Below are 21,147 nucleotides of genomic sequence, written 5' to 3'. Positions count from 1 at the left end.
TTCAATGTCTTGTTTAGTATTTTAGCATAGGGAAAAAGCAATGTCAAGAATTTTCCGTAATATTCTGAATTTTTTGAATAGAAACAAAATAAAGCTTTCCGCCCTACTTCTTCTGATACAAATCAAAAACGATCTTATCATTATAGAGGTCAATGGTATTGGCCTTGACATAGATTCCAAAGTCATTGTCAATTTCTGGTAATACAATGGTGATGGTAGACTGCTTTGGTGAAATTTGGATAAATTCTGGAATAGTTTTATTCTTGCTCAAGAGCTGCAAAACCATCTTTTGTGGAATTTGAAAAGTTCCGACTGAAAAATCCTTCACCGTCAAGAGGATGTTCCCGTTTTCCAATTTGGATGGTTGAAAGTAAATGTATAAGGGATAATCCTTCCCTAAGAGACTCAACTGTCCTTCTAATAGGATTTGCTGATTGTCCGCATAGACCTTGTAGTCGGACAGCTTATATTTTTTCAGAAGAGATTTGATGGTGTCATTGAGTTGATCACGAGTTGTCGTCATAGTTCCAACTTTGACATCTTTGGTGCCAACTGTTTGATGAAGCTGACTAACATCTTCTCTTGGCGTCGCTAAGCGTCCTTGCACGACTATAGCAAAGGCTAAGAGAAGGCTGACCAAGCCTAAAAACAACCATTTCCAAATATTGATTTTTTGAAGGAAGGGGACCTTCTCTTTGATGGGATTATTTTTGACTCCAAGTTTTCTTCGTGGCATTGATTTTCTCCAATATTACTTGTTTCATCTTTTCATAACCTGTGTTGTTGGGGTGAAAACGATCCTCTTCATACAGGGCATCGTTTGTAATCGTCGCTTTGCCATCACTGACTTCTGACACAACCATTTTCCCGTCGATTCCTTTATACAGGGCATCATTGATCGGAACGAAATAGACCTGATCAAATTGCGCGATGGTTTCTTCCGTCTTCTCATTCCAACGATCGACAGCCGTCTGGATACTGGTTAATTCAGGAAAATTCAGGTAAAGAGGATTGTAGATCCCCACTACATAAATGGGAAGATGGGGATTGTCCTTTCTGGCCTTTGTAATAATTTCTTTGAGGTTCGCTGTATAACTCTTGAGCGGTTTTTGGATATCTGATAGAGAAAAATCACTCAAATGATCAACAACGACTTTGCGCAGATCATTTCCCCCAACCGTTAAGGTCATGACACGCGCCTTTTTGAGATCCTTCTGAAGATCTGTTTGCTTCTTGAGTCGATCTAAGATCTGAGCGCTTGTATTTCCAGCTACTCCATAGTTGACAGGTTGGTACTGGCCGTCATTTTCATTGGACAGACTTTGGGCAAGGATGGGTACAAAGCCCCCTTGCTTAGTGCTATCTCCTACACCTTCGGTCAGTGAATCCCCTAGAGCTACATAAATATAGGTGATTTCTTTCGCAGCCGTTTTAGGCTTGGTCATGCGAGGCGATGCAGTTGGTAGCAAAGCTCGAAATAGAAAGACAAAGACAAGAAGGCTGGTTATAAAGAAAACCAAGCCTTGCATCATTTTTTTAAGATTCATATGAATACGATCGCCTATCCTTGAAAAATCACTTGTCCATCACAGATCGTATAAGCAACTTTTCCTTTTAATGTTTCACCCACAAATGGTGAATTGCCCGCTTTTGAAGCGAAATGATCCGATACCAGACGATCTGCTTCTGGATCAAAGATGGTCAAATCTGCCGGTCCATCCACTGCGATATAGCCAGCATCAAAATCATAGAGACGTGCTGGATTATAGGACATCTTTTCAAGCAAATGCATCAGGCTTAAATGGCCAGCATGCACCAAGTAGGTCAAACCAAGAGAAAGCGAAGTTTCAAGCCCAGTCATTCCAGATGGTGCTTTGGTAATATCAGGAACATTCTTCTCATCAGCATGGTGAGGCGCGTGGTCAGTCGCAATCACGGAGATAACGCCTGACTTCAAGCCTTCAATCACTGCTAGACGGTCAGATTCCAAGCGAAGAGGTGGATTCATCTTAGCATTGCTTCCTTTAGTCAAGAGCAGACTTTCTGTTTTCGAAAAGTGTTGAGGTGCCACTTCTGCCGTCACATGAGCTCCTAATCCTTGGGCAAATTCCACCACCTTGACACTTTCTTCCTTGGAAAGGTGTTGGATATGGAGGTGAGCACCTGTCGCATGGGCAATCATAGCATCACGCGCAGTCATTGAATATTCGGCTACACCCGTCGCACCACAGACATGGAAGTGTTCCTTGGCAATGTTCTCATTCAAACCAAGAATGCCATTCAACTCAGGGTCTTCTTCATGCAGACTGATAAAGGTTCCTAGACGCTTAGCTTCTTCCAAAGCTTCACGGACAACCTTAGTGCTTTGAAGGGGAATCCCATCATCTGAAAATCCCACTGCACCTGCCTTAAGCAGTCCTTCAAAATCTGTCAGGTGTTGACCGTCAAAGTTCTTAGTCACCGTCGCAACCGTATGAATGTGAAGATTTTCCTTGGCTGCAGAAGCTAAGACTTCCTCTAAAGTTGCAATATCTGAAATGGTCGGATTGGTATTGGCCATCATGACCACTCGAGTAAAACCACCAGCAGCTGCAGCTAAGGCACCCGTATGGATGTCTTCTTTATGAGTTTGACCGGGTTCGCGGAAATGCACGTGTACATCGATCAAACCAGGAGCAACCACCAGACCAGTAGCATCAAGGACTTCTTGTCCATCCGTTGGGAGGTTTTCAGCGATCTCTACAATTTTCTTTCCTTCGATACGAAGGTCACAGACTTGATCCAAGCCGGTCTTGGGATCCATTACGCGACCATTTTTAATGACAACCATTGCATTCTCCTTTATTCATAAAAATCAACATGCGACTCTAACAAGCGGTCGCCGTCATAGCGAAACATTGCTGAAAAGAAGGGTTTATCCTCCAACAACCACTCGACAAAGGTGTGGTCCCCTTCCCAGGTTGGTTTTGAGAGGACTTGATCATAAGGTACCCACTCCAAGGTCCCTTCGTTACACTCGATCAGTTCTCCCTCAAAATCCGTTACCTTGAAGACATAGGTGTACCAGTCCAAATCTGGAGTAAACTCCGGAAAGGTAATAATCCCTTTCAAAACTGGCTTGGCTCTAAGGCCCGTCTCCTCAAAAATCTCACGCGCCGCACACTCCTGTGGGGTTTCCCCGCGTTCTAATTTTCCTCCAACTCCGATCCATTTACCTTCATGGACATCATTGGGCTTTTTATTGCGATGCAACATGAGAAATTCTTTCCCATTGTCAATGTAACAAATCGTTGCTAATTGTGGCATTTTTTCTCCTATCTTAACCAATCAATCGGCTCGCGTCCCGCCTCTTTCAAAAATTGATTGGTTTTTGAAAAGGGTTGGGAACCAAAGAATCCTCGGTAGGCCGATAAGGGACTTGGGTGAGCTGATTCAAGGACCAAATGTCGATCGTGGGTAATCAGAGGCTTTTTCTTACGGGCATAAGATCCCCAGAGGATAAAGACAACAGGCTCCTCCAACTCATTAACCACCTTGATCACAGCATCTGTGAAAGGCTCCCAAATTTGTCCTGCATGACCATTGGCCTGACCAGCAGGCACCGTCAAACAGGCATTGAGCAAGAGCACTCCTTGCTCTGCCCAAGAAGTCAGATCATGGGAACGCTTCTCTCCGATATCTGAGCGCAATTCTTTGAGAATATTTTGCAAAGAAGGTGGCGCTGGTACATGATCTGGAACAGAAAAACTTAAGCCCTGCGCTTGATCCGGTCCATGGTAGGGATCTTGGCCTAAGATCAAGACCTTGACCTGATCCATGTCTGTCGTCTGCAAGGCCTTAAAGACCTTGTCACGCGGTGGATAAACCACTCCTTTGCTATAGACTTCATTCATAAAGTCATTGATCTGGTGAAAATACCCTTCTGGAAGATGGGATTTGATGGCTTCATGCCAGGGTGAATGCTGCATGGAAACTCTCCGCTATCCAATAAATTCTTACCTTTCATTATACCACATTTGGCGCAGATCCACTGGATAAAAAAGAGGCTGGACATTTTTGTCCAACCTCTTTTTCTGCTTGTCAAACAAGCAGGAGCTTTTAGATATTTTCTTTCTTGGTAAATCCTGCTAGACCGATCGAAGCGACTAGTAAAATTTGCGGTAAGAATTGGATGAGGTAGCGGGTCTTCCCACCTTCAAAGATGGTTAAGAAGAGCAAACCACCAAAGACTGCTAAGGAAAGGAAGTTAAAGTCATCTGTATCTCGACGTTTGAGATAAGCCCCAACCAAACCAGCCGATAGGACGATCCAGATCACCTGCTTGACAAATTCATAATACTTGTACTGCGGGCGATCAATGCTGAGGAAATAAGTCCGCACCCATTTTGCCAGACCATTATTTTTAGTCAGGGGTGCATAGAGAGGATTGATAAAAGGCGTCTTCTCATACTCTACATCTCGGTAGAGCCAGCCCAGGGTCCCTTCTGCTACCGTCAAGGATTGCTTGTAGTAGATATGCCCGATCAAACCGAACGGTCCGTACTCCTTGAGACGGCGCTTGATTTCTTTGATCACATTTTCTTTTTTAAAGAGGCCATTGTTGTAATCCGAGCGCTTATCCTCATCGATATAGGCCAACAAGCCTTCTTTCATATCTTCTTGGTTATGCCCCATATCCGTCAAGCCCAGATTGATAAATAAGAGCGGTCCTTTAGCCAGCCCTTCTTGTTTCAAGATCGGCACAACTCTTTGATGATTGACCGCTGTATTCAATCCTGCAAAGACAAAACCCGTCATCATCACGGTCACCGTAGCAATCTTTCCAAAGGCCTTCCAATTTCCTCTGAAGAAGAGTACAGCCCAAAAGGCAATCATGACAATAATCGTCGTTGGACGGATCAACATGGTCACGCCAGATAAGATCCCCAAGCCAACAATCTTCTTCCAGGAGACTGCTTGATCTTCCTTTAAGAGATCCAAAACCCACCATAACTGAAGAGCGATCAAAGGAAGTGGCGGAATGTCCGTGTACATGGAATAGAAATAAGGCGAGTAACAGATCAAGCTCACATAGAAGAGATAGGCTAGATCAGCCGTTTTTTGATTGAAATGCTTCTGGGACAGCTTGTACAAGAGGACTGCTCCCAGATTGACATAGAGGATATTGAGAGCCTGCATGACCCACAGACCGCTAGAGCCAAATAAGACATAGAAAAACTTCTCGTAAAGAAAGAGCGGAATGTTATTGGGATTGCGACTGAGGTAGTTGGTTATGGAAGATTGCTTCAGAAGATCAAAAGCCCCTTTGAAAACAACTGCAGCATCCCGACGGATAAAAAGCTCCGCACAGACCATGACAATCAACTGAAAGACAAGGGCACCAAGTAAGAAGCCTTTTTTGTGCCGAGTCAACCAAGCAAAGGCACTCTTTAGCCCATCTCGTTTCAACCAGGCTAGCAGAAATAGCAATCCAGCACCTAAAATGGCTAGCCATGAAATCTCTCTCAGATAGGTCACACTGATCAAGAACCAGTGGACCATCACTAGCAACATGACAACATGAAGCATCCCAAATAGAATACGTTTACTTTTCGATAACATAGGTCCATTATATCAAAAAAACAGCATTTCTGCTGTTATGGGGTGGTAGGAAATCATTAAGGTTGGGGAATAATCTTTAATCTTTAGGATCTTCCTTAAAATCAAACTCTATTTCCCGAGGCTCTGTGAATTCAAGGCCTCTATAAAAGAGAACGACCAACAAATATAAAATCAATCCCAAAAACAAGCGCATTTGAACAAAATATGCTAAAAACAGGACTATCATGCTTAAACAAACCAGGGCAAACAATTGACGTTTTCTTATTTTTCGCATTCACCACACCTCGATTCCATTTGCTGTTTTTTGAAGATACTCTACTGGTTTTATCTGACCAACAAATACTAGTTCTGCTTCATTTTTCTTAACAAACCGTTTCAACTGCACATATCTAGCAATAGCGACCAGCCATAAAGTGATCATAACTGCAAATAGAAACAAAAAGACATTTATCGCCCCTTCTCTAACATTCAAATCAAGATTTGCTTTCCCAAAGAAAAGGTCCATGGGAAGGATCTTTCTAAATGTCCTTGCTAATAATAGGCCTAGTGGAACACCAATCAAAGAATAAATATTTGCTGGTGCTTTCTTTGAAAAAATTTGATCTTTAAACGAATGGTTGGTCTGGTACACTTTTCGGTACTTGTCGAAAGGGATTTTACTATTGCGTTTGACGATGAATTCTTCCCCTTGATCTGTCACCAACAAAAAGTACCCCCAGAGTGGCCTTTTCCCATTCAAACTGATATTAAAACATTGACCTCTTTTGATCATTGAAAATCCTCTCATTCAACCAAACATATATGAATGTGCTTTTTATTTCAGATAGGTCGGAACAATTCAACCTAACAAAGCTAGAATACATACTAACCCAAGATAAATTCCAACCGTTAGAATCATTCCGATTTTATAGAAACCGACTAAGCCGGCATATCGTTCGACAAAACCAAGCTGTGGATCGACTGGATTATAAAAAACTGTCATAGGAGACCCAATTGGGAATATCATCCGCAAATCCAGATTTTTGCCGGCTCCAAGAACATAGGTTCTATCGAAAACATTGGCCTGCCTAGATTTGGAAGAAGTCTCCCTAAAATAAGCGTAGGAAAAGGTCTTTTGGTATCTTTCACCCTCGACTTGATACTCCACCACAGGCAGAGAAATAAGCAGTTGATTTTTGGAATCAAAAGCAACTACTTCTCCCAGAACTTTTGCGGTTGATTCTGTTTTCACTTTTATTTCACGGCGATACAAGGTGTAAAAGATAAGCAGCATGATCAAGAAAACAAGGGTCAAGATTCCCAAACTAAGCCAGAATGTTGTTACTGTCATTTGTTTTTTACCCTTTCACATAAACTAGTTGAATTCAAACCACTTGAAAAGTCATCTTATTCTCCTCTTTTCAACCAATTCTGTTGCTGCGCTTTTTCTGCAAGATCTTTTGCTTTGTTTATATCTAGTGAATTTGAATCTGATGGAGCATTGGATTCGATTTCTTCCTTCAATTCTTGTAAGGTTTGAACATCCTGAGGAGTTAAATCGGAGACCGTCCTAGATTCTTTGTCTGTTGAACTATCCGGAACAGTCTGAATCTCCCGATAGGTTTTGATCACTTCAGTTCCTGCGTCTGTTGTCGGAAGAGGACGATAGAACATGAAGAAACCAATAATGACAATCAGAAGAGCCGTAGCTGATACCAAAACCCCTTTCTGCAGATTCTCCGCAGGAAGTTTAGTATCTTTAGTAGACAAGCTCTTCCATTCTGGATGTTCTTCCTCAGCTTCTTTTTTGGCGTTGAAAACAGGGGTAACCAAGACTTGGTTCATCAAAGTCAGTGCCCCCAAGGCCATCAATAAAAATGGGATATGACGTGATTTACTAATGACCACTAAAATTCCTCCCACAATAGCGATCAAACTGATGACGATATTAACGGTAAACCAGACCCGAGCCTGTTTCTTCATTTGCAAATAATGTTCTTTTGACATCTTCTTCTCCCTTAAAAATAGTTTTTCTTTCATCCATAAGAACAATTACTACTATCATACCGGATTTTACTTTGAGATTCAAGTTAACCACCAACTAGTGAAAAGAGTATAAAAAAGAAGCGTTAGAAACGCTTCAGTTGTATTATTTATTTTGCCAAGTTTCTTGGTTTTCCTTGAAACGGTGCAACAACTCTAAACCTTCAGAAGTGATGTAACCTTGTTCTTCTGCCAAATGAATCAATTCAGTATAGTTAGACAAGGTTTCAAGTTGAACGCCAGCTTCCGCAAATTTCTTATCGGCTTTCTCCAATTGGTAGGTGAAGATGGCTACGACACCAAGAACGTCCGCCCCTTCACGCTTGGCAGCTGCGACAGCATCCAAAACAGAACCACCAGTAGAAATCAAATCTTCCACTACGACCATCTTTTGGCCTTGTGGTACACGGCCTTCGATTTGATTACCAGCACCGTGGTCTTTTGGTTTGCTACGAATGTAGGCAAATGGCAAATTCATCTTGTCCGCAATAATCGCACCGTGAGGAATCCCTGCAGTTGCAGTTCCTGCAATCACTTCTACTTCAGGGAAAGCTTCCTTGATTTTATCTACAAATCCATTTTCGATCAAGGTACGAGTTTCTGGATAAGCGAGGGTTACACGGTTATCTGTATAAATAGGAGACTTGATCCCAGATGCCCAAGTAAAAGGTTCTTCTGGTTTCAAATAAACGGCTTCAATTTTTAAAAGATGGCTAGCAATATCTTTAGCTAATGACATAACGACTCCTTTTTACGATTTTAATCATATACGAATTAAATCAATTATTGATTTAAACAACAACATTACAGGTTAGTGAACGCGTTAGGGAAGGTCCCATGGACTTTTTAAGTTCCGACACTTAGTTGAAAGAAACGATCATTTTCTTTCAACTAAGTTAGTGAATAGTTTAGAGAAGGCCCTATCGGGCTTCCCGTAGAACGTCTTGAAGCACAGCTTCTTAGACGTTCTTAACTATTCCACTGTCTCTTAATTTCATGGTAAGCGTCCCATGGGTTTTCTGCTTGGATGATTGGGCGTCCAACGACAATATAGTCAGATCCAATTTTATGAGCTTCTTGTGGCGTCATGACCCGTTTTTGGTCGCCGATTTCAGCTCCAGCAGGACGAATCCCTGGTGTTACACAGACAAAGTCTGATGAAGTGGCATCCTTGATCAAGGCTACTTCATGAGCTGAGCAGACAACGCCATCCAAGCCTGCTTCTTGGGCCTTGCGAGCATAATTGACTACAGATTCTTGGACCGTTGTTTGGATGTTTTGGCAATCACGCATGTCTTCTTCACTGGTAGAAGTCAACTGGGTCACGGCTACCAATTTAGCTCCTTCACCAAGAGCTGCCTTGGCTTCGCGCATCATCTCTACACCACCGGCTGCGTGGACCGTCACCATATCTACTCCGAAGGTCCCCAGTACGGACATGGCTGATTTGACTGTATTTGGGATATCATGCAATTTTAAATCAAGGAAAATACTGTGTCCAAGCCCTTTGAGGTAATGTACAATTTCAGGACCAACTGCATAGAAAAATTCCATTCCGATTTTTACAAATAATTTTTCGTCTTCTGGAAAATGCTCTAAAAAGTGTTTGACATCCTCGAAAGCTGGGAAGTCAAGGGCGATAATAGGACGTTCTTCACGCATGGATTACTCCTTTTTTGATTGATCATTTTGTCTACAAAAAAACCTTGCCCGAGGCAAGGTTACACGAAAATTAGGTAGGAACAACTACCATGATTCACCGTCTAGACCTTAGGAGCCTCTCTGGACTGCTTTAAAGGTTTTTATTTATTGTAGTACGATATTTGGGAAAAGTCAAGGATTTACAGTAGATTTTCCCGTACATGTTTTCGGAAGTTCTCAAGGGTGTCAATACCATAGCGATCCATGACCTGTGGCAGATCTTCGATGATGGTTGGACATGCATAAGGATCGGTGAAATTAGCAGTTCCAACTCCAATCGCAGAGGCACCTGCAATCATCATTTCTATGGCTGCTTCTGCTGAATCCACACCTCCCATTCCGATAATCGGAAGTTTAGTGGATTGGGCAACCTGACGGATGAGTTTTAATGCAACTGGAAAAACAGCTGGTCCCGACATACCTCCTGTGCCATTGGCAATGATGGGCTTACCAGTCTTGAGGTCAAAGCGCATCCCAACCAAGGTATTGATCATGGTTAAGCCAGTCGCCCCTGCATCTTCTGCTGCTTTTGCGACCTGCGTGATGTCTGCCACACTAGGCGTTAACTTGACATAGACAGGGACGGAGGACGCTTCTACCGCTGCTTTCACAGCCGCATAGGCCAACTCAGGAACCTGCCCGATTAAGAGGCCGTTGTTCCCATGGTCTACGTTTGGACAAGAGATATTGAGCTCAATGGCCTTGACATTTGGTGCTTGCGAGATCTTCCTAGATACCGTTGCATACTCTTCATTGGAGAAGCCGGCTACGTTGGCAATAATCGGTAGGTCTGGATAATGTTGGGCCAACCAAGGGAGTTTCTCTGCTAGGACCACGTCTACGCCTGGATTTTGGAGCCCAATGGCATTGAGCATGCCTGCCGGTGTCTCAGCAACTCGTGGAGTCGAATTTCCGAAGCGTGCCTCAGCAGTTGTCGCCTTGATCATGATGGATCCAAGCAGGTCTAAGTCATAGTATTTAGCATATTCCTGACCAAAACCAAAACAGCCAGATGCCGGAATAATCGGGTTTTTCAAGTCTAAACCAGGTAAGGATACGGCTAGTCGATTTGCTGTCATAAGGTCCTCCTACATCACAATCGTACCGGTTTCAAAGACCGGTCCGTCTTCACACACGCGCTTATTAGCTGCTTGGCTTTCATTTTCTAAATGCACCACACAGGCATAGCAAGCACCCATCCCACAGGCCATACGCGATTCCATGGAAATATAGGCGCGAGGATGGTCATGGAATTTGGTATTGACATATTTGAGCATACCAGGGGCTCCACAAGAATAGATAGCGTCAAACTCCTGGTCCATCTGATCAATGACCGTAGAGACATAGCCCTTAGTGCCATAAGTCCCATCATCTGTCGTTACAGTGACATGAGCAACCTTAGAAAGCTCTTCTTCCAAAATAACGGCTTCTTTGGTCGCAAAGCCGACAACCACTTCAACTTCCACCCCTTGCTCATGGAGTTGTTTGGCCACTTGGACCAAAGGAGGAACACCGATACCGCCACCGATGATCAAGGCTTTCTGACCTTGACCGAGATTAGTGAGATCAAAACCATTTCCCTGAGGACCCATGACACTAAGTTTGCTACCGATTGGCAATTGGGAAAAGATAGCTGTCCCCCCACCTTCGATGCGGTAGATCAAGCGACACGTCTGTGTCTCAGGATCAATCTCAGAAATTGAAATCGGACGGCGAAGGAGCTTAGACCCATCAGGGACGCGGATATGAAGGAATTGACCTGGCAGCATCTGCGCCACCATTTCCCCCTTCAAGACCATAGAATAGATGCGGGGAGCGATTTCTTCTTGGGCGACGAGCTCCATCTCCTCCATCATGATTTTGCCAAAGCGTTTTTTACAACTGTCACTGACCATTGATATCCTCTTCTTTCTTTCAGCAAAAAAGACCTCGCAAAAGCAAGGCCTACAAATGATCAGCTAGACTCCGTCTGCTGATCTTTTTTCTGTCTTTCCTTGCAGGCCTCTCTGGACCTCTTAAAGGTTAAATTTGTCTCATTATATCGCGCTCCTTCTCGCTTGTCAAGTAAAATCAGTAACTCAAGAAACTTTACGGGGTTCAAAATCTTCTGGGATCGGTTTAATGTATTGCATGGCGATTCGGTTTTCAGGCTTGCGATCGACTAGATAAAGAACCAGTAAAAAGAGCCATTCCAAAGGTTTCATCAGGTAATAGATCAGGTCCATAGCCCATTTCTTCTTGATATGTTTGGCAAAGGGATAGCCATAGCGGTCGTAATTGCGACGCAAGAAGCGATGGAATCGTGGCGTCTTTTCTTCTAACACCTGCTCAAAGGCATTGGCAATACAAAGCTGGCGATTGACAACGACTGGATGACCGTGGCGGATGCCCATCCGCTGGGGCTTGACAACATTTTCATGGCCACCAGCCGCAACCGTACAGAGATAATGCTCATCAATGATGAGATTCTGAGGAGGAATCTTTTGTGAGAAGGCCCAGTCAGCTGTATTTGTCCAGGCCTTGATCATGGAATCCGGCTGCTGCCCAAAGAGCATGAGAACGAGGACAACAAGGGCAAGAGTCGGAAGAGCGATGAGGACCGCTAGCCATGGCCAGTTACGTGATTTATTTAAGAGCTGATGGAGCCATTGAAGCAGACGATTCTCATAGCTTATCTCTGTTCGATCTTCCTGCCACTCCTTGATGCGAACCCATAAGAGATGGATGGAATAGATCAGTAAGAAAAAGGTGTGAAAACTTGCTACCTGCAGTTGATTATCAAAAACTAAGAGGAGAACCACTCCTCCTAGAATGCCACTGATGCAGAAGACATTTGCTAGTGGTGAGAGTGAATTCGCATCCCGGTAGGAATAGATAATCAAGGCAAGTAAAGTAAGAGCTGCCAGTGTGAAGAAGGTCGGATAGGCTCCAGACCATATCAGCGCATGTTTCTGAGAATTGATCAAGGGCTCATTCCATTCGTAAAAGGTCATATCCTTGACAATGAAAATAAAAATCGCTTCTAGAAAGCAGCCAAAGAGTCCAAACCAAAGAACAATTGTAGGCTGTTGTTTTTTCTTTTTGATAGGCTTAGGACTCGGTGATTCAATTGTGAATGCGTCATCTTCTCTTGCCTCTTCTCCTTCCTTTGGCCCTCTCTCTTCAAACAGATCCGGATCTTTGGGAGCTTCTTCCTCTGCTTCTTTGAACTGGATGCTGGACCACCGCCCAATCCCATAGATAATGACAAAAATATTGGGGACAAAGAGGGCTACGGTTAGACCGTAGGGCAAGAGCTTCATCGTAAAGGAAACAATCTCCCAAACACTAAATTGGATGAATGGATCCGATAGAGCATAGATCGACTGACTAATGACCAAATAGATGTAAAAGACCAATAGAATCAGTGCATTGGTCACAAAATTGATCTGCAACAGACCTGCTGTGAAATGGGTTTCCAATTCCTTATCCTTTTTCTTATACCAGGAAACTAGTTTTTTCATAAGATCTCCTCAATCAATTTTTTACCATTCTATCAATCAGATCTTATCTTAAGCAAGACAAAACTGTATTTTTCCATCAAAATCAGTCCCCAGATGGAGATTTTGTTTCCAATTTTCTATTTTTAATTATTCGATCTAGCCTACTTCCTATTACCTCCCTCAGCCTGTCTTATTCTCTCATACAGTCCTTGAAAGATCACATTTTACGGGAAAAACGCGCTTTTTTATGTTAAAATAAAAGCATGAGAATACAACAATTACAATACATTATCAAAATCGTCGAAACCGGCTCTATGAATGAGGCCGCAAAACAACTCTTCATCACTCAACCTAGCCTTTCCAATGCTGTCAAGGACTTGGAAAATGAGATGGGGATTGAAATCTTTATCCGGAATCCTAAAGGGATCACTTTGACCCGCGATGGGATGGAGTTCCTCTCTTATGCCCGCCAGGTGGTGGAGCAGATTGACCTCTTGTCCGAGCGCTATAAAAATCCCGTGGGTTCTCGTGAGCTTTTCAGTGTCTCTTCACAGCACTACGCCTTCGTGGTTGAGGCCTTCGTTTCTCTCCTCAAGAAAAGCGACATGGAAAAATACGAGCTCTTCCTACGGGAGACGCGGACTTGGGAGATCATCGATGACGTCAAGAACTTCCGAAGCGAGGTTGGCGTACTCTTTTTGAATAGCTACAACCGGGATGTCCTCTCTAAGATGCTGGATGATAATCACCTGATTGCTACCCACCTCTTTACAGCGCAACCTCATATCTTTGTCAGCAAGAGCAATCCTCTTGCCAAGAAAGAGATCGTTCACTTATCTGATCTGGAAGATTTCCCATACCTTAGCTATGACCAAGGAACCCACAACTCCTTCTACTTCTCAGAAGAGATCCTCTCGCAAGAGCATCATAAGAAATCCATCGTCGTCAGTGACCGAGCGACTCTCTTTAATCTCTTGATCGGTCTGGATGGCTACACCATTGCGACCGGGATTCTCAACAGCAATCTCAACGGAAATAACATCGTCTCCATTCCCCTTGATATCGAAGACCCGATCGAGCTGGTCTACATCAAACATGAAAAAACAGCACTCTCAAAAATGGGAGAAAAATTCATCGAGTACTTGCTTGAGGAAGTGAAGTTTGATAAATAAAAAAGGAGGCTGGGACAAAAGTCCTAGCCTCTCAATTATTTTTGGATTGTCGAGCAAGACGCAGTGGTTGAGTGGGCTCTACTACGCTGATTTCATCAGCTTTTACAGCCCTACTCAACTGTGCGGAGGTGGGACGACGAAATCGAATTCTAACGAATTACCGATTTCTGTCCCACTCTCTTTTTATTGTCTTAATTGTGAAAATACTTCTCCAATCTTTCCTTCGATAACTAGGTCTGCTTGCTTGTCTTGAGGGATACTGGTCTTATTGATGACAACCAGCTTCTTCCCTTGGAAATACTGGATCAAGCTAGCTGCTGGGTAGACCACGAGAGAGGTTCCGCCGATAATCAGGAGATCAGCCTCTTGGATGGCTTGGGCTGCTTGGCTAAAGACCTCCATATCGAGAGGCTCCTCGTAGAGGGTCACATCAGGTTTGACAACCTTGCCGCAGTCCAGACAGTGTGGAACCGGGCCTTCCAAAGCTAGAAAGGCCTCCAAATCATAAAATCGCTGGCAACCCGTACAGTAATTGCGGTCGGCACTGCCATGAAGCTTCAAAACTTTTTTAGAACCAGCCATTTCATGGAGACTATCGATATTTTGTGTCACCACTGCCTTGAGCTTACCGGTCTCTTCAAGCCGAGCCAGATACTGATGGGCAGCATTGGGCTTGGCATCTGGGTAGAGTAGGTATTTCTTGTAAAAGTCGAAAAAGTCCTCTGGATAGCGCTCAAACATGGTATGGGAGACCAATTGCTCAGCTGTCAAATGCCGCCCTACCTGAACGCTATAGACACCGTCTGAGCTTCGAAAATCTGGAATATTTGACTCCGTGGAAACTCCTGCACCACCGAAAAAAACGATCCGTTGACTCTGGTCAATCATCTCCTGTAATTGAGCAATCTTATCCATCTACTTCTCCTTTAGTAGCTCTTCCATCACAGCATTGGCCTGATCAAAATAAAAGTTAGCTTGATCATAATGAATTCCTGTGTAGCTTGCAAGGTCAATCAAATTCTTCATAAAATCCTGAGAAGAGAAACCCGTCGTCCGATGGAGCTCTTCTTCATCAAAGGGCTTGATCAAGTGAGCCAGGGGGTTGCGAACTGATTTTTCTAACTCCCGCAATTGTTGGGCCGCAACTTTGACGCTATCTGGCAAATCCAACTGCACAATCAACTCCGTCAAACTGGACGAATTGACCACACTTTCGCTGTGGAATTGCTGCAGGATAGGATTGTCGGACGCATGCAGGCTCTCAAACTTCCAACGGTCATAACTGGACTCTTTGGAGTTATGAATATAGTTTGTAATATCAGGAATTTTCAACTGAATCAATCGCATAAAAATCCGGTAGATGGCTGGGCTAACGGCACGAACAAAGTCGATAATCTGTTCATTTCTCAACTTCGCTTCGAGATCATAAAGGTAGTTGGCCAACTGTTCATTTTCTGGATTTTCATGCCAAAAAAGCTGAAAACCAGTCGCTTCTAGCAACTCGGTTCTCAACTTTTGATTCATGACGGGTTGGATATTGAGCTCTCGACGCTCCGCCATTAACTGCAGTAAGCTCACCAACAAATCCGGTACTTCTTCCTGCTGCTTGATAGAGCGCAGAGCCCGGCTGTAGTGATAATTTTGGAGATCGTAGAGCCATTCATCATGAAGGAATTTTGCCATTAGTCTGCAATCAAGGTCTCAAGACCGACTTTCATCATGTCTGTGAAAGTATTTTGACGTTCTTCAGCAGTTGTGTCCTCATCTGGATTGACCAAACTGTCTGAAATAGTCATGATCGCAAGCGCATCGACATGGTGTTGAGCAGCAAGATAATAAAGAGCTGCTGCTTCCATTTCTACAGCTTTGACACCCCATTTACCAAGCTCGATATTCTTTTCACCATAGTTTGAATAGAAAACATCTGATGACAAGACATTGCCGACGTGAGTCGTCATGCCAAGGTCTTTGGCAATGTGGTAGGCCTTGTCTAAAAGATCAAAGCTAGCGATTTGTGGGAAATCGTATTGAGGCCAGTCGTTACGGATGATGTTTGAGTTGGTTGCAGCAGCTTGTGCCAAGACCAATTCACGAACATGCACATCCTCATTCAAAGAACCAGCCGTTCCCACACGGATCAATTTCTTCACGCCGTAGTCGACAATCAACTCACGCGCATAAATAGAGATCGATGGCATCCCCATTCCAGTACCCATGACAGAAACACGGTGACCTTTATAAGTACCCGTGTAACCAAACATGTTACGGACTTCGTTGAAGCAAACAGCGTCTTCAAGGAAATTCTCAGCAATAAATCTCGCACGAAGAGGATCCCCAGGAAGAAGAATTTTATCAGCAATTTCACCCTGCTTAGCAGCAATATGGATAGACATAGTTTATGATACAAAGAGCGACCAGAAAGCGACTGAAAATTAGGAATCTGACGAGAACTCCTGATTTCTCAGTCAGATTATCTATTTTCCGAGCTTTCCGCTCGTGTTCAAATCAGAACACATGCTCTACCTTTCTTTTTAATTTATTTTGTTAATGAATCCAAAAATGCGTAGAGTTTGGCATTCATTTCTCGATAATCGTAAGCACGAATGTCTTCAGGTTTTTGAACAAAGGTCAGGTTTTGGCTTTGTTCTTCCAAAACAGTTTCACCGTCAGCAGCAATCAAGAGATCAACTGCTTCTGGATCAAATTCTAAGTGAGCTTGGAAGGCATAGTGTTTCGGACTAAAGCGGATCATCTGACGTGGACACCCTTGACTAGTAGCAAGAACAACAGCATCTTCTGACAATCCGGGCATATCGCCATGCCAGTGGCCGGTTTCAAACGTTTCTCCAAACTCACCGACATGTGGATCTGTGAGTCCTTCAGGCGTCAAGGTCACAGGATAAACCCCAATCTCACGCTCAGGACTGTGTTCATACTTTGCTCCATAGGCAACAGACAGGAGCTGGGCCCCCAGACAGACCCCAACAATATAACGATCAGCCTTCATGGCTTTTTGAATCAGTTCAATCTCTGCCTGAGGATCGTAGTATGGAAAAGCTTCTCGATCTTCATCTGGCGATTGAGGTCCTCCCATGACGATCAAAAAGTCAATCTCATCCACTGTCTCTGGTAGGGCTTCGTTCTCATAGACTTTGGTCGTGGTCACCTGATGGCCACGCTCCTGTGCCCATTTTAGATAAGCACCCGGCACTTCAAAAGTTTCATGCAGTACAAAATGTACCTTCATCATTTCTTCTCCCATCTCTTTCGAATCACATAAGATAGACCAGCTACAAGTACAAGCGGGATTGTCAAACTCCAAGCTTGGCCAGTAAATCCAAGACTCAGGGCAATAGCTGTCAGAGGAGCATCTAAGGTCGTTCCTAAAAAGACGGTCGCTCCAAGTAACATCCCTATAGCTGGATCTAGATGAATCCCAAGAACTGTCAAAAGCAAGGTCACTAGATAGCCAGATCCAATCCCAAGGGCAAAGGATGGTGTCAAGGTTCCCCCATAGGCACCATTGCGCAAGAGGAGATAAACCAGAAGTCCCTTCACTGCAAGAGCCAGTGGAAGATAAGGAATCGACTGGCTAGACAAGAGGGCTTGCGCTAGTACCTGGCCATTTCCCATAAAGATGGGGAACAAGGCTACTAGGCTCCCCAGCACTAGAAAGGCTAGAGGAAGAGCCCAAAGAATCGATCCATCCTTCAGCCGTTTGTGACTAGCTCGCTTGGCGAGGAAAGCAAAGACCAGAGCCAAGGGAGTGACTAAGAAAACAATCACAATAGCCTGTAAAAAACTGCTAGCCGACCATGAGACTGCGGACAGGTGATAAACAGCCTCCTGACCAACGATGGGCTGAGCGACCCAGGTGGCCAGATAAGTACTGGTCAAAACCAGTAGAAGATTCTGCCAACTGTAGGCGAGTCCTAAGGTCTCAAAGACGAACAAGCTACTGGCAAAGGGGACCTGATAGACCGCAGCCAAACCAGCTCCAGCCCCACAGGCGATCAAGACTTTTCGCTCTTTGAGAGCTAGTGAGAACCCCTTCGCCAAACGACCAGCTAGAAGAGCCCCGACCTCACGTGGGGCTCCTTCTTTTCCGACCGATGCACCTGCTCCGACAATCGCAACCTGCATCCCTGCATGAAGGAGGTGGGCTAAGGGCGCTGGTTCCCTGTCTCCAGCTAAGTCAATTTGCTGGCGAATTGACAGGATCTTATAATGTCTTTGCAGAACATACCAGAAGCCAGCTGCCAAGCACCCAGTCACACACAAAACCAGAAATCTACGGAGACCTCCAGCTTCTTGAAATTGCTGGAGCAAATCCGAACTAGCTTGGCCAAAGGCCAGCTCTTGCACCCCTTCTAGTAGATAATGACAGGCAATTCCGACCAGACCCGTCCCTATTCCCAAGGATAAAGTAGCTAGAAGTAACCTCAGTCCGTAGGATAGCCTTTGGAGTCGTACTTTCATTGGATTAGAGTTCAGCAAGAATCGCTTTTAACAATCCTTTGAAGTCGCCTTTGACACGCTCTGTCACTTCTACTACTTCTTCGTGGTTGAGCTCTTCTTGGAAACCAGCCGCAAAGTTGGTAATACATGAAATACCAAGAACTTTCAAACCAGAGTGAGCTGCAACGATAACCTCAGGAACTGTAGACATCCCAACAGCATCTGCGCCAAGTGTCTTATATGCACGGATTTCAGCTGGAGTTTCATAGGTAGGACCTGTCACACCGATATAAACCCCATCATCCAACTTGATACCCAATTTGTCCGCTACTTGATGAGCAGTCTCACGGTATTCTGGTGTGTAGGCTTTCGACATATCAGGGAAACGTGGACCAAAGTCATCCAAGTTTTCACCGATCAATGGGTTTTGACCAGTCATGTTGATGTGGTCTGTGATGGCCATCAAAGTACCAGGACCAAAGCCAATACCACCAGCAGCATTGGTAACAAGAACCCCTTCACAGCCCAAAACTTTCATGACACGAACTGGGAAAGTCACCACTTCTAATGGATTTCCTTCGTAGAAATGGAAACGACCTTGAAGGGCTAAAACTTTACGTCCAGCAAGCTCACCGTAAACCAATTTACCAGCATGACCTACAACCGTTGAACGTCCCCAGTTAGGAATTTCAGCGTAGTCTACAACGACTGGATTCTGGATTTCTTCAGCTAGTTCTCCAAGACCTGATCCAAGGATTAAGCCAAACTCAGGCGCTTCAATTCCTTTACCTTTCAAAAAAGCAGCTGTTTCATTGATTTTTGCTAATAATGTCATTGCATATCTCCTTATTTATGTTTGAAAAATTGACCGATTTTGTCAAATGTATTGGCATTGCGAATGGTCAACAGACGGTAATCCGGCATCTTGAGGACTTGTCTGTGGTAAGCTGTCTTTGTATAGGTCTCTTCTGAATATTTACCCCAGTAAATCCCAAGGCTTCCACGATGGATGATTTCATCACTGAGCGAAAAAGAGGAGACCAGCTCCCAGACAGCATCCTGATCAAGGCCTTCTGTGTAAAAGAGAACATCCTTGCGGGCCAGACCCTCCTGCCACCAGGCTGGTAGAGCAGCGAGATCTTGCGCATAGTCCTCAGCTGAAAAGAGAGAAAAAGACTGGATAAAGGGATAGTGTTCACGAAAGAAATGTCCCAGCAAATCTACCAATTCTTCTTTAGAACCAGCAGATTCAAAGAAGATATTGCCACTATTGATGTAGGTCTCTACCCCATCCAGCCCGATCATTTGAAGCTCCTCTCGAAGCTCTGCCATCATGACCTTGTTTTTCCCGCCAACATTGATCCCTCTTACGAGGAGAGCGAAGCGTGTCATCTTAGTTCAATTTGTCTAAGAAGCTTTCACCGATCATGGCTTTTTCAACACCAAAGTTCTCTGCAATTGTTGCAGAGATATCAGAGAAATGTCCGACTGGAATCACACCATTGCCCTTGAAGGATGGGCTATAAGCCAAGAATGGGATGTATTCACGCGTATGGTCTGTACCAGCGTAGGTTGGGTCATTTCCGTGGTCTGCAGTGATCATCAAGAGGTCATCTTCACGCATCGCAGCGATGATTTCTGGCAAGCGTTCGTCAAACTCATGCAAGCAATCGCGATAACCATGAGCATTGCGACGGTGACCGTAAAGAGCATCAAAGTCTACCAAGTTGGTAAATGAGAACCCTTCTTGGAACTCAGGAAGTCCCATGGTCTTAATCAAGGTATCCATACCGTGGCTATTTGATTTGTTGTGGCCCATATCGTGGTTGATACCAGCTCCGTTAAAGATATCGTTGATCTTACCAACTGCATAGGTATCAATACCTGCTTCGTTCAACTTGTCCAAAACAGTAGGCGCAAATGGTGAAACAGCTAAGTCACGACGGTTGGCTGTACGTGTGAAGTTGCCTGGTTCCCCAACATAAGGACGAGCAATGATTCGACCAAGAAGAGCTGGACGTTCCAAAGTGATGGAACGAGCGTATTCACAGATACGGTACAACTCATCCAAAGGAATGATGTCTTCGTGAGCTGCGATTTGAAGCACAGGGTCTGCTGACGTATAGATGATCAACTCACCAGTTTCCATTTGACGTGGTCCAAAGTCATCGATGACCGCTGTACCAGAATAAGGTTTGTTAGCTTCACGGATGACCTTACGTCCTGAGAATTCTTCAATCTTTGTAATAATTTCTTCAGGGAAACCATTCCAGAAGGTATCAAACGGTTCTGTAATGTTGAGCCCCATGATTTCCCAGTGACCAGTCATGGTGTCTTTTCCAAGAGAGACTTCTTGCAATTTTGTCGCATAGCCAGTTGGATTGCTTTCAGCTGGCACAGTCTTCAATGGTACTTCACGAGGAATATTTCCAAGACCGATTTTAGCCATGTTTGGTACATTCAAACCGACGGTTTTAGAGATGTGGCCCAATGTATCAGATGCTCCATCTGGAACACCTGCATTGACAAAGTTATTGGCATCTGGTGCAGCACCGATCCCAACTGAATCCAGCACAACTAAGTGCATGCGTTTAAATTTTGACATATACTGCCTCTTTCCTTTATTAAACTAGCTATATTATACCATATCCCTATAAGAAGAGAGCCGTTGTTTGATCCGAGGCTGGGACAAAAGTCTTAGCCTCTCAATT

Annotated in this window: 23 protein-coding genes; 1 reads left to right on the top strand and 22 read right to left on the bottom strand. The window is 44.2% G+C overall.

The window, feature by feature from the left end:
- Positions 1 to 103 precede the first annotated feature (103 nt).
- The 14 genes from HMPREF2918_RS02940 to HMPREF2918_RS02870 form a co-directional block, all read right to left on the bottom strand.
- Positions 104 to 736, bottom strand: a complete 633-nt coding sequence (locus tag HMPREF2918_RS02940) for a YpmS family protein (RefSeq protein WP_070594543.1) — start codon at positions 734 to 736, stop codon at positions 104 to 106.
- Positions 705 to 1,547 carry an SGNH/GDSL hydrolase family protein gene (locus HMPREF2918_RS02935; RefSeq protein WP_070594542.1) on the bottom strand — a complete coding sequence of 281 codons (843 nt, stop codon included), beginning with the start codon at positions 1,545 to 1,547 and terminating at the stop codon, positions 705 to 707. The genes HMPREF2918_RS02940 and HMPREF2918_RS02935 overlap by 32 nt, the downstream gene beginning before the upstream one ends.
- Before the next feature lie 14 nt (positions 1,548 to 1,561).
- Positions 1,562 to 2,830 (bottom strand): dihydroorotase, encoded by a 1,269-nt coding sequence (locus tag HMPREF2918_RS02930; protein WP_070594541.1) that lies wholly within the window; start codon positions 2,828 to 2,830, stop codon positions 1,562 to 1,564.
- A gap of 11 nt (positions 2,831 to 2,841) precedes the next feature.
- Positions 2,842 to 3,306 carry an NUDIX hydrolase gene (locus HMPREF2918_RS02925; protein ID WP_003003493.1) on the bottom strand — a complete coding sequence of 155 codons (465 nt, stop codon included), beginning with the start codon at positions 3,304 to 3,306 and terminating at the stop codon, positions 2,842 to 2,844.
- Positions 3,307 to 3,314: 8 nt separating this feature from the next.
- The gene (locus HMPREF2918_RS02920) at positions 3,315 to 3,968 is read right to left on the bottom strand and encodes a uracil-DNA glycosylase (RefSeq protein WP_070594540.1); all 654 of its coding nucleotides are present in this window, start codon (positions 3,966 to 3,968) and stop codon (positions 3,315 to 3,317) included.
- Between the two features lie 130 nt (positions 3,969 to 4,098).
- Positions 4,099 to 5,601, bottom strand: coding sequence for a glycosyltransferase family 39 protein (locus tag HMPREF2918_RS02915; RefSeq protein ID WP_070594539.1), 1,503 nt, complete (start codon positions 5,599 to 5,601; stop codon positions 4,099 to 4,101).
- Between the two features lie 274 nt (positions 5,602 to 5,875).
- Positions 5,876 to 6,373: a hypothetical protein gene (locus tag HMPREF2918_RS02905; protein ID WP_225305932.1), complete on the bottom strand. Its 498-nt coding sequence runs from the start codon at positions 6,371 to 6,373 to the stop codon at positions 5,876 to 5,878.
- A gap of 66 nt (positions 6,374 to 6,439) precedes the next feature.
- Positions 6,440 to 6,931, bottom strand: a complete 492-nt coding sequence (locus HMPREF2918_RS02900) for a DUF3592 domain-containing protein (RefSeq protein WP_070594537.1) — start codon at positions 6,929 to 6,931, stop codon at positions 6,440 to 6,442.
- A gap of 56 nt (positions 6,932 to 6,987) precedes the next feature.
- Positions 6,988 to 7,587: a hypothetical protein gene (locus HMPREF2918_RS02895; RefSeq protein WP_070594536.1), complete on the bottom strand. Its 600-nt coding sequence runs from the start codon at positions 7,585 to 7,587 to the stop codon at positions 6,988 to 6,990.
- A 142-nt stretch (positions 7,588 to 7,729) separates the two neighbouring features.
- The gene (gene pyrE, locus HMPREF2918_RS02890; RefSeq protein WP_003003338.1) at positions 7,730 to 8,362 is read right to left on the bottom strand and encodes an orotate phosphoribosyltransferase; all 633 of its coding nucleotides are present in this window, start codon (positions 8,360 to 8,362) and stop codon (positions 7,730 to 7,732) included.
- A 230-nt stretch (positions 8,363 to 8,592) separates the two neighbouring features.
- Positions 8,593 to 9,285, bottom strand: coding sequence for an orotidine-5'-phosphate decarboxylase (pyrF, locus tag HMPREF2918_RS02885; RefSeq protein ID WP_003011715.1), 693 nt, complete (start codon positions 9,283 to 9,285; stop codon positions 8,593 to 8,595).
- A 179-nt stretch (positions 9,286 to 9,464) separates the two neighbouring features.
- Positions 9,465 to 10,403, bottom strand: a complete 939-nt coding sequence (locus HMPREF2918_RS02880; protein WP_070594535.1) for a dihydroorotate dehydrogenase — start codon at positions 10,401 to 10,403, stop codon at positions 9,465 to 9,467.
- Between the two features lie 9 nt (positions 10,404 to 10,412).
- Positions 10,413 to 11,219, bottom strand: coding sequence for a dihydroorotate dehydrogenase electron transfer subunit (locus HMPREF2918_RS02875; RefSeq protein ID WP_070594534.1), 807 nt, complete (start codon positions 11,217 to 11,219; stop codon positions 10,413 to 10,415).
- A gap of 183 nt (positions 11,220 to 11,402) precedes the next feature.
- On the bottom strand, positions 11,403 to 12,827 hold the full coding sequence (locus tag HMPREF2918_RS02870) for a DUF6688 domain-containing protein (RefSeq protein ID WP_049497357.1): 1,425 nt from the start codon (positions 12,825 to 12,827) through the stop codon (positions 11,403 to 11,405).
- Between the two features lie 242 nt (positions 12,828 to 13,069).
- Between HMPREF2918_RS02870 and HMPREF2918_RS02865 the strand changes: the two genes are divergently transcribed.
- Positions 13,070 to 13,978 carry a LysR family transcriptional regulator gene (locus tag HMPREF2918_RS02865; RefSeq protein ID WP_031575788.1) on the top strand — a complete coding sequence of 303 codons (909 nt, stop codon included), beginning with the start codon at positions 13,070 to 13,072 and terminating at the stop codon, positions 13,976 to 13,978.
- A gap of 183 nt (positions 13,979 to 14,161) precedes the next feature.
- On the opposite strand, the gene HMPREF2918_RS02860 is transcribed toward HMPREF2918_RS02865, so the two are convergent.
- The 8 genes from HMPREF2918_RS02860 to HMPREF2918_RS02825 form a co-directional block, all read right to left on the bottom strand.
- Complete coding sequence (locus HMPREF2918_RS02860; protein ID WP_031575784.1) at positions 14,162 to 14,893, bottom strand: NAD-dependent protein deacylase; 732 nt, start codon at positions 14,891 to 14,893, stop codon at positions 14,162 to 14,164.
- Positions 14,894 to 15,661, bottom strand: coding sequence for a hypothetical protein (locus HMPREF2918_RS02855; protein ID WP_031575783.1), 768 nt, complete (start codon positions 15,659 to 15,661; stop codon positions 14,894 to 14,896).
- The gene (gene deoD / locus HMPREF2918_RS02850) at positions 15,661 to 16,371 is read right to left on the bottom strand and encodes a purine-nucleoside phosphorylase (protein ID WP_070594533.1); all 711 of its coding nucleotides are present in this window, start codon (positions 16,369 to 16,371) and stop codon (positions 15,661 to 15,663) included. The genes HMPREF2918_RS02855 and deoD overlap by 1 nt, the downstream gene beginning before the upstream one ends.
- Positions 16,372 to 16,514: 143 nt before the next feature.
- Entirely contained in the window at positions 16,515 to 17,228 is a 714-nt protein-coding gene (locus tag HMPREF2918_RS02845) for a type 1 glutamine amidotransferase (RefSeq protein WP_070594532.1), read from the bottom strand.
- Positions 17,225 to 18,457 (bottom strand): chloride channel protein, encoded by a 1,233-nt coding sequence (locus HMPREF2918_RS02840; RefSeq protein ID WP_305366772.1) that lies wholly within the window; start codon positions 18,455 to 18,457, stop codon positions 17,225 to 17,227. The genes HMPREF2918_RS02845 and HMPREF2918_RS02840 overlap by 4 nt, the downstream gene beginning before the upstream one ends.
- A 4-nt stretch (positions 18,458 to 18,461) precedes the next feature.
- Positions 18,462 to 19,271 carry a purine-nucleoside phosphorylase gene (locus tag HMPREF2918_RS02835; RefSeq protein WP_070594531.1) on the bottom strand — a complete coding sequence of 270 codons (810 nt, stop codon included), beginning with the start codon at positions 19,269 to 19,271 and terminating at the stop codon, positions 18,462 to 18,464.
- An 11-nt stretch (positions 19,272 to 19,282) separates the two neighbouring features.
- Positions 19,283 to 19,828, bottom strand: a complete 546-nt coding sequence (locus HMPREF2918_RS02830) for a DUF1697 domain-containing protein (RefSeq protein ID WP_070594530.1) — start codon at positions 19,826 to 19,828, stop codon at positions 19,283 to 19,285.
- A gap of 1 nt (position 19,829) precedes the next feature.
- Positions 19,830 to 21,041 carry a phosphopentomutase gene (locus tag HMPREF2918_RS02825; protein ID WP_003011617.1) on the bottom strand — a complete coding sequence of 404 codons (1,212 nt, stop codon included), beginning with the start codon at positions 21,039 to 21,041 and terminating at the stop codon, positions 19,830 to 19,832.
- Between the last annotated feature and the right edge of the window lie 106 nt (positions 21,042 to 21,147).

Source organism: Streptococcus sp. HMSC065C01, from assembly GCF_001813525.1.
Lineage (GTDB): Bacteria > Bacillota > Bacilli > Lactobacillales > Streptococcaceae > Streptococcus > Streptococcus parasanguinis_V.
Note: the sequence above shows the minus strand (reverse complement) of the source record. Positions and strands in the feature narration are given on the sequence as shown.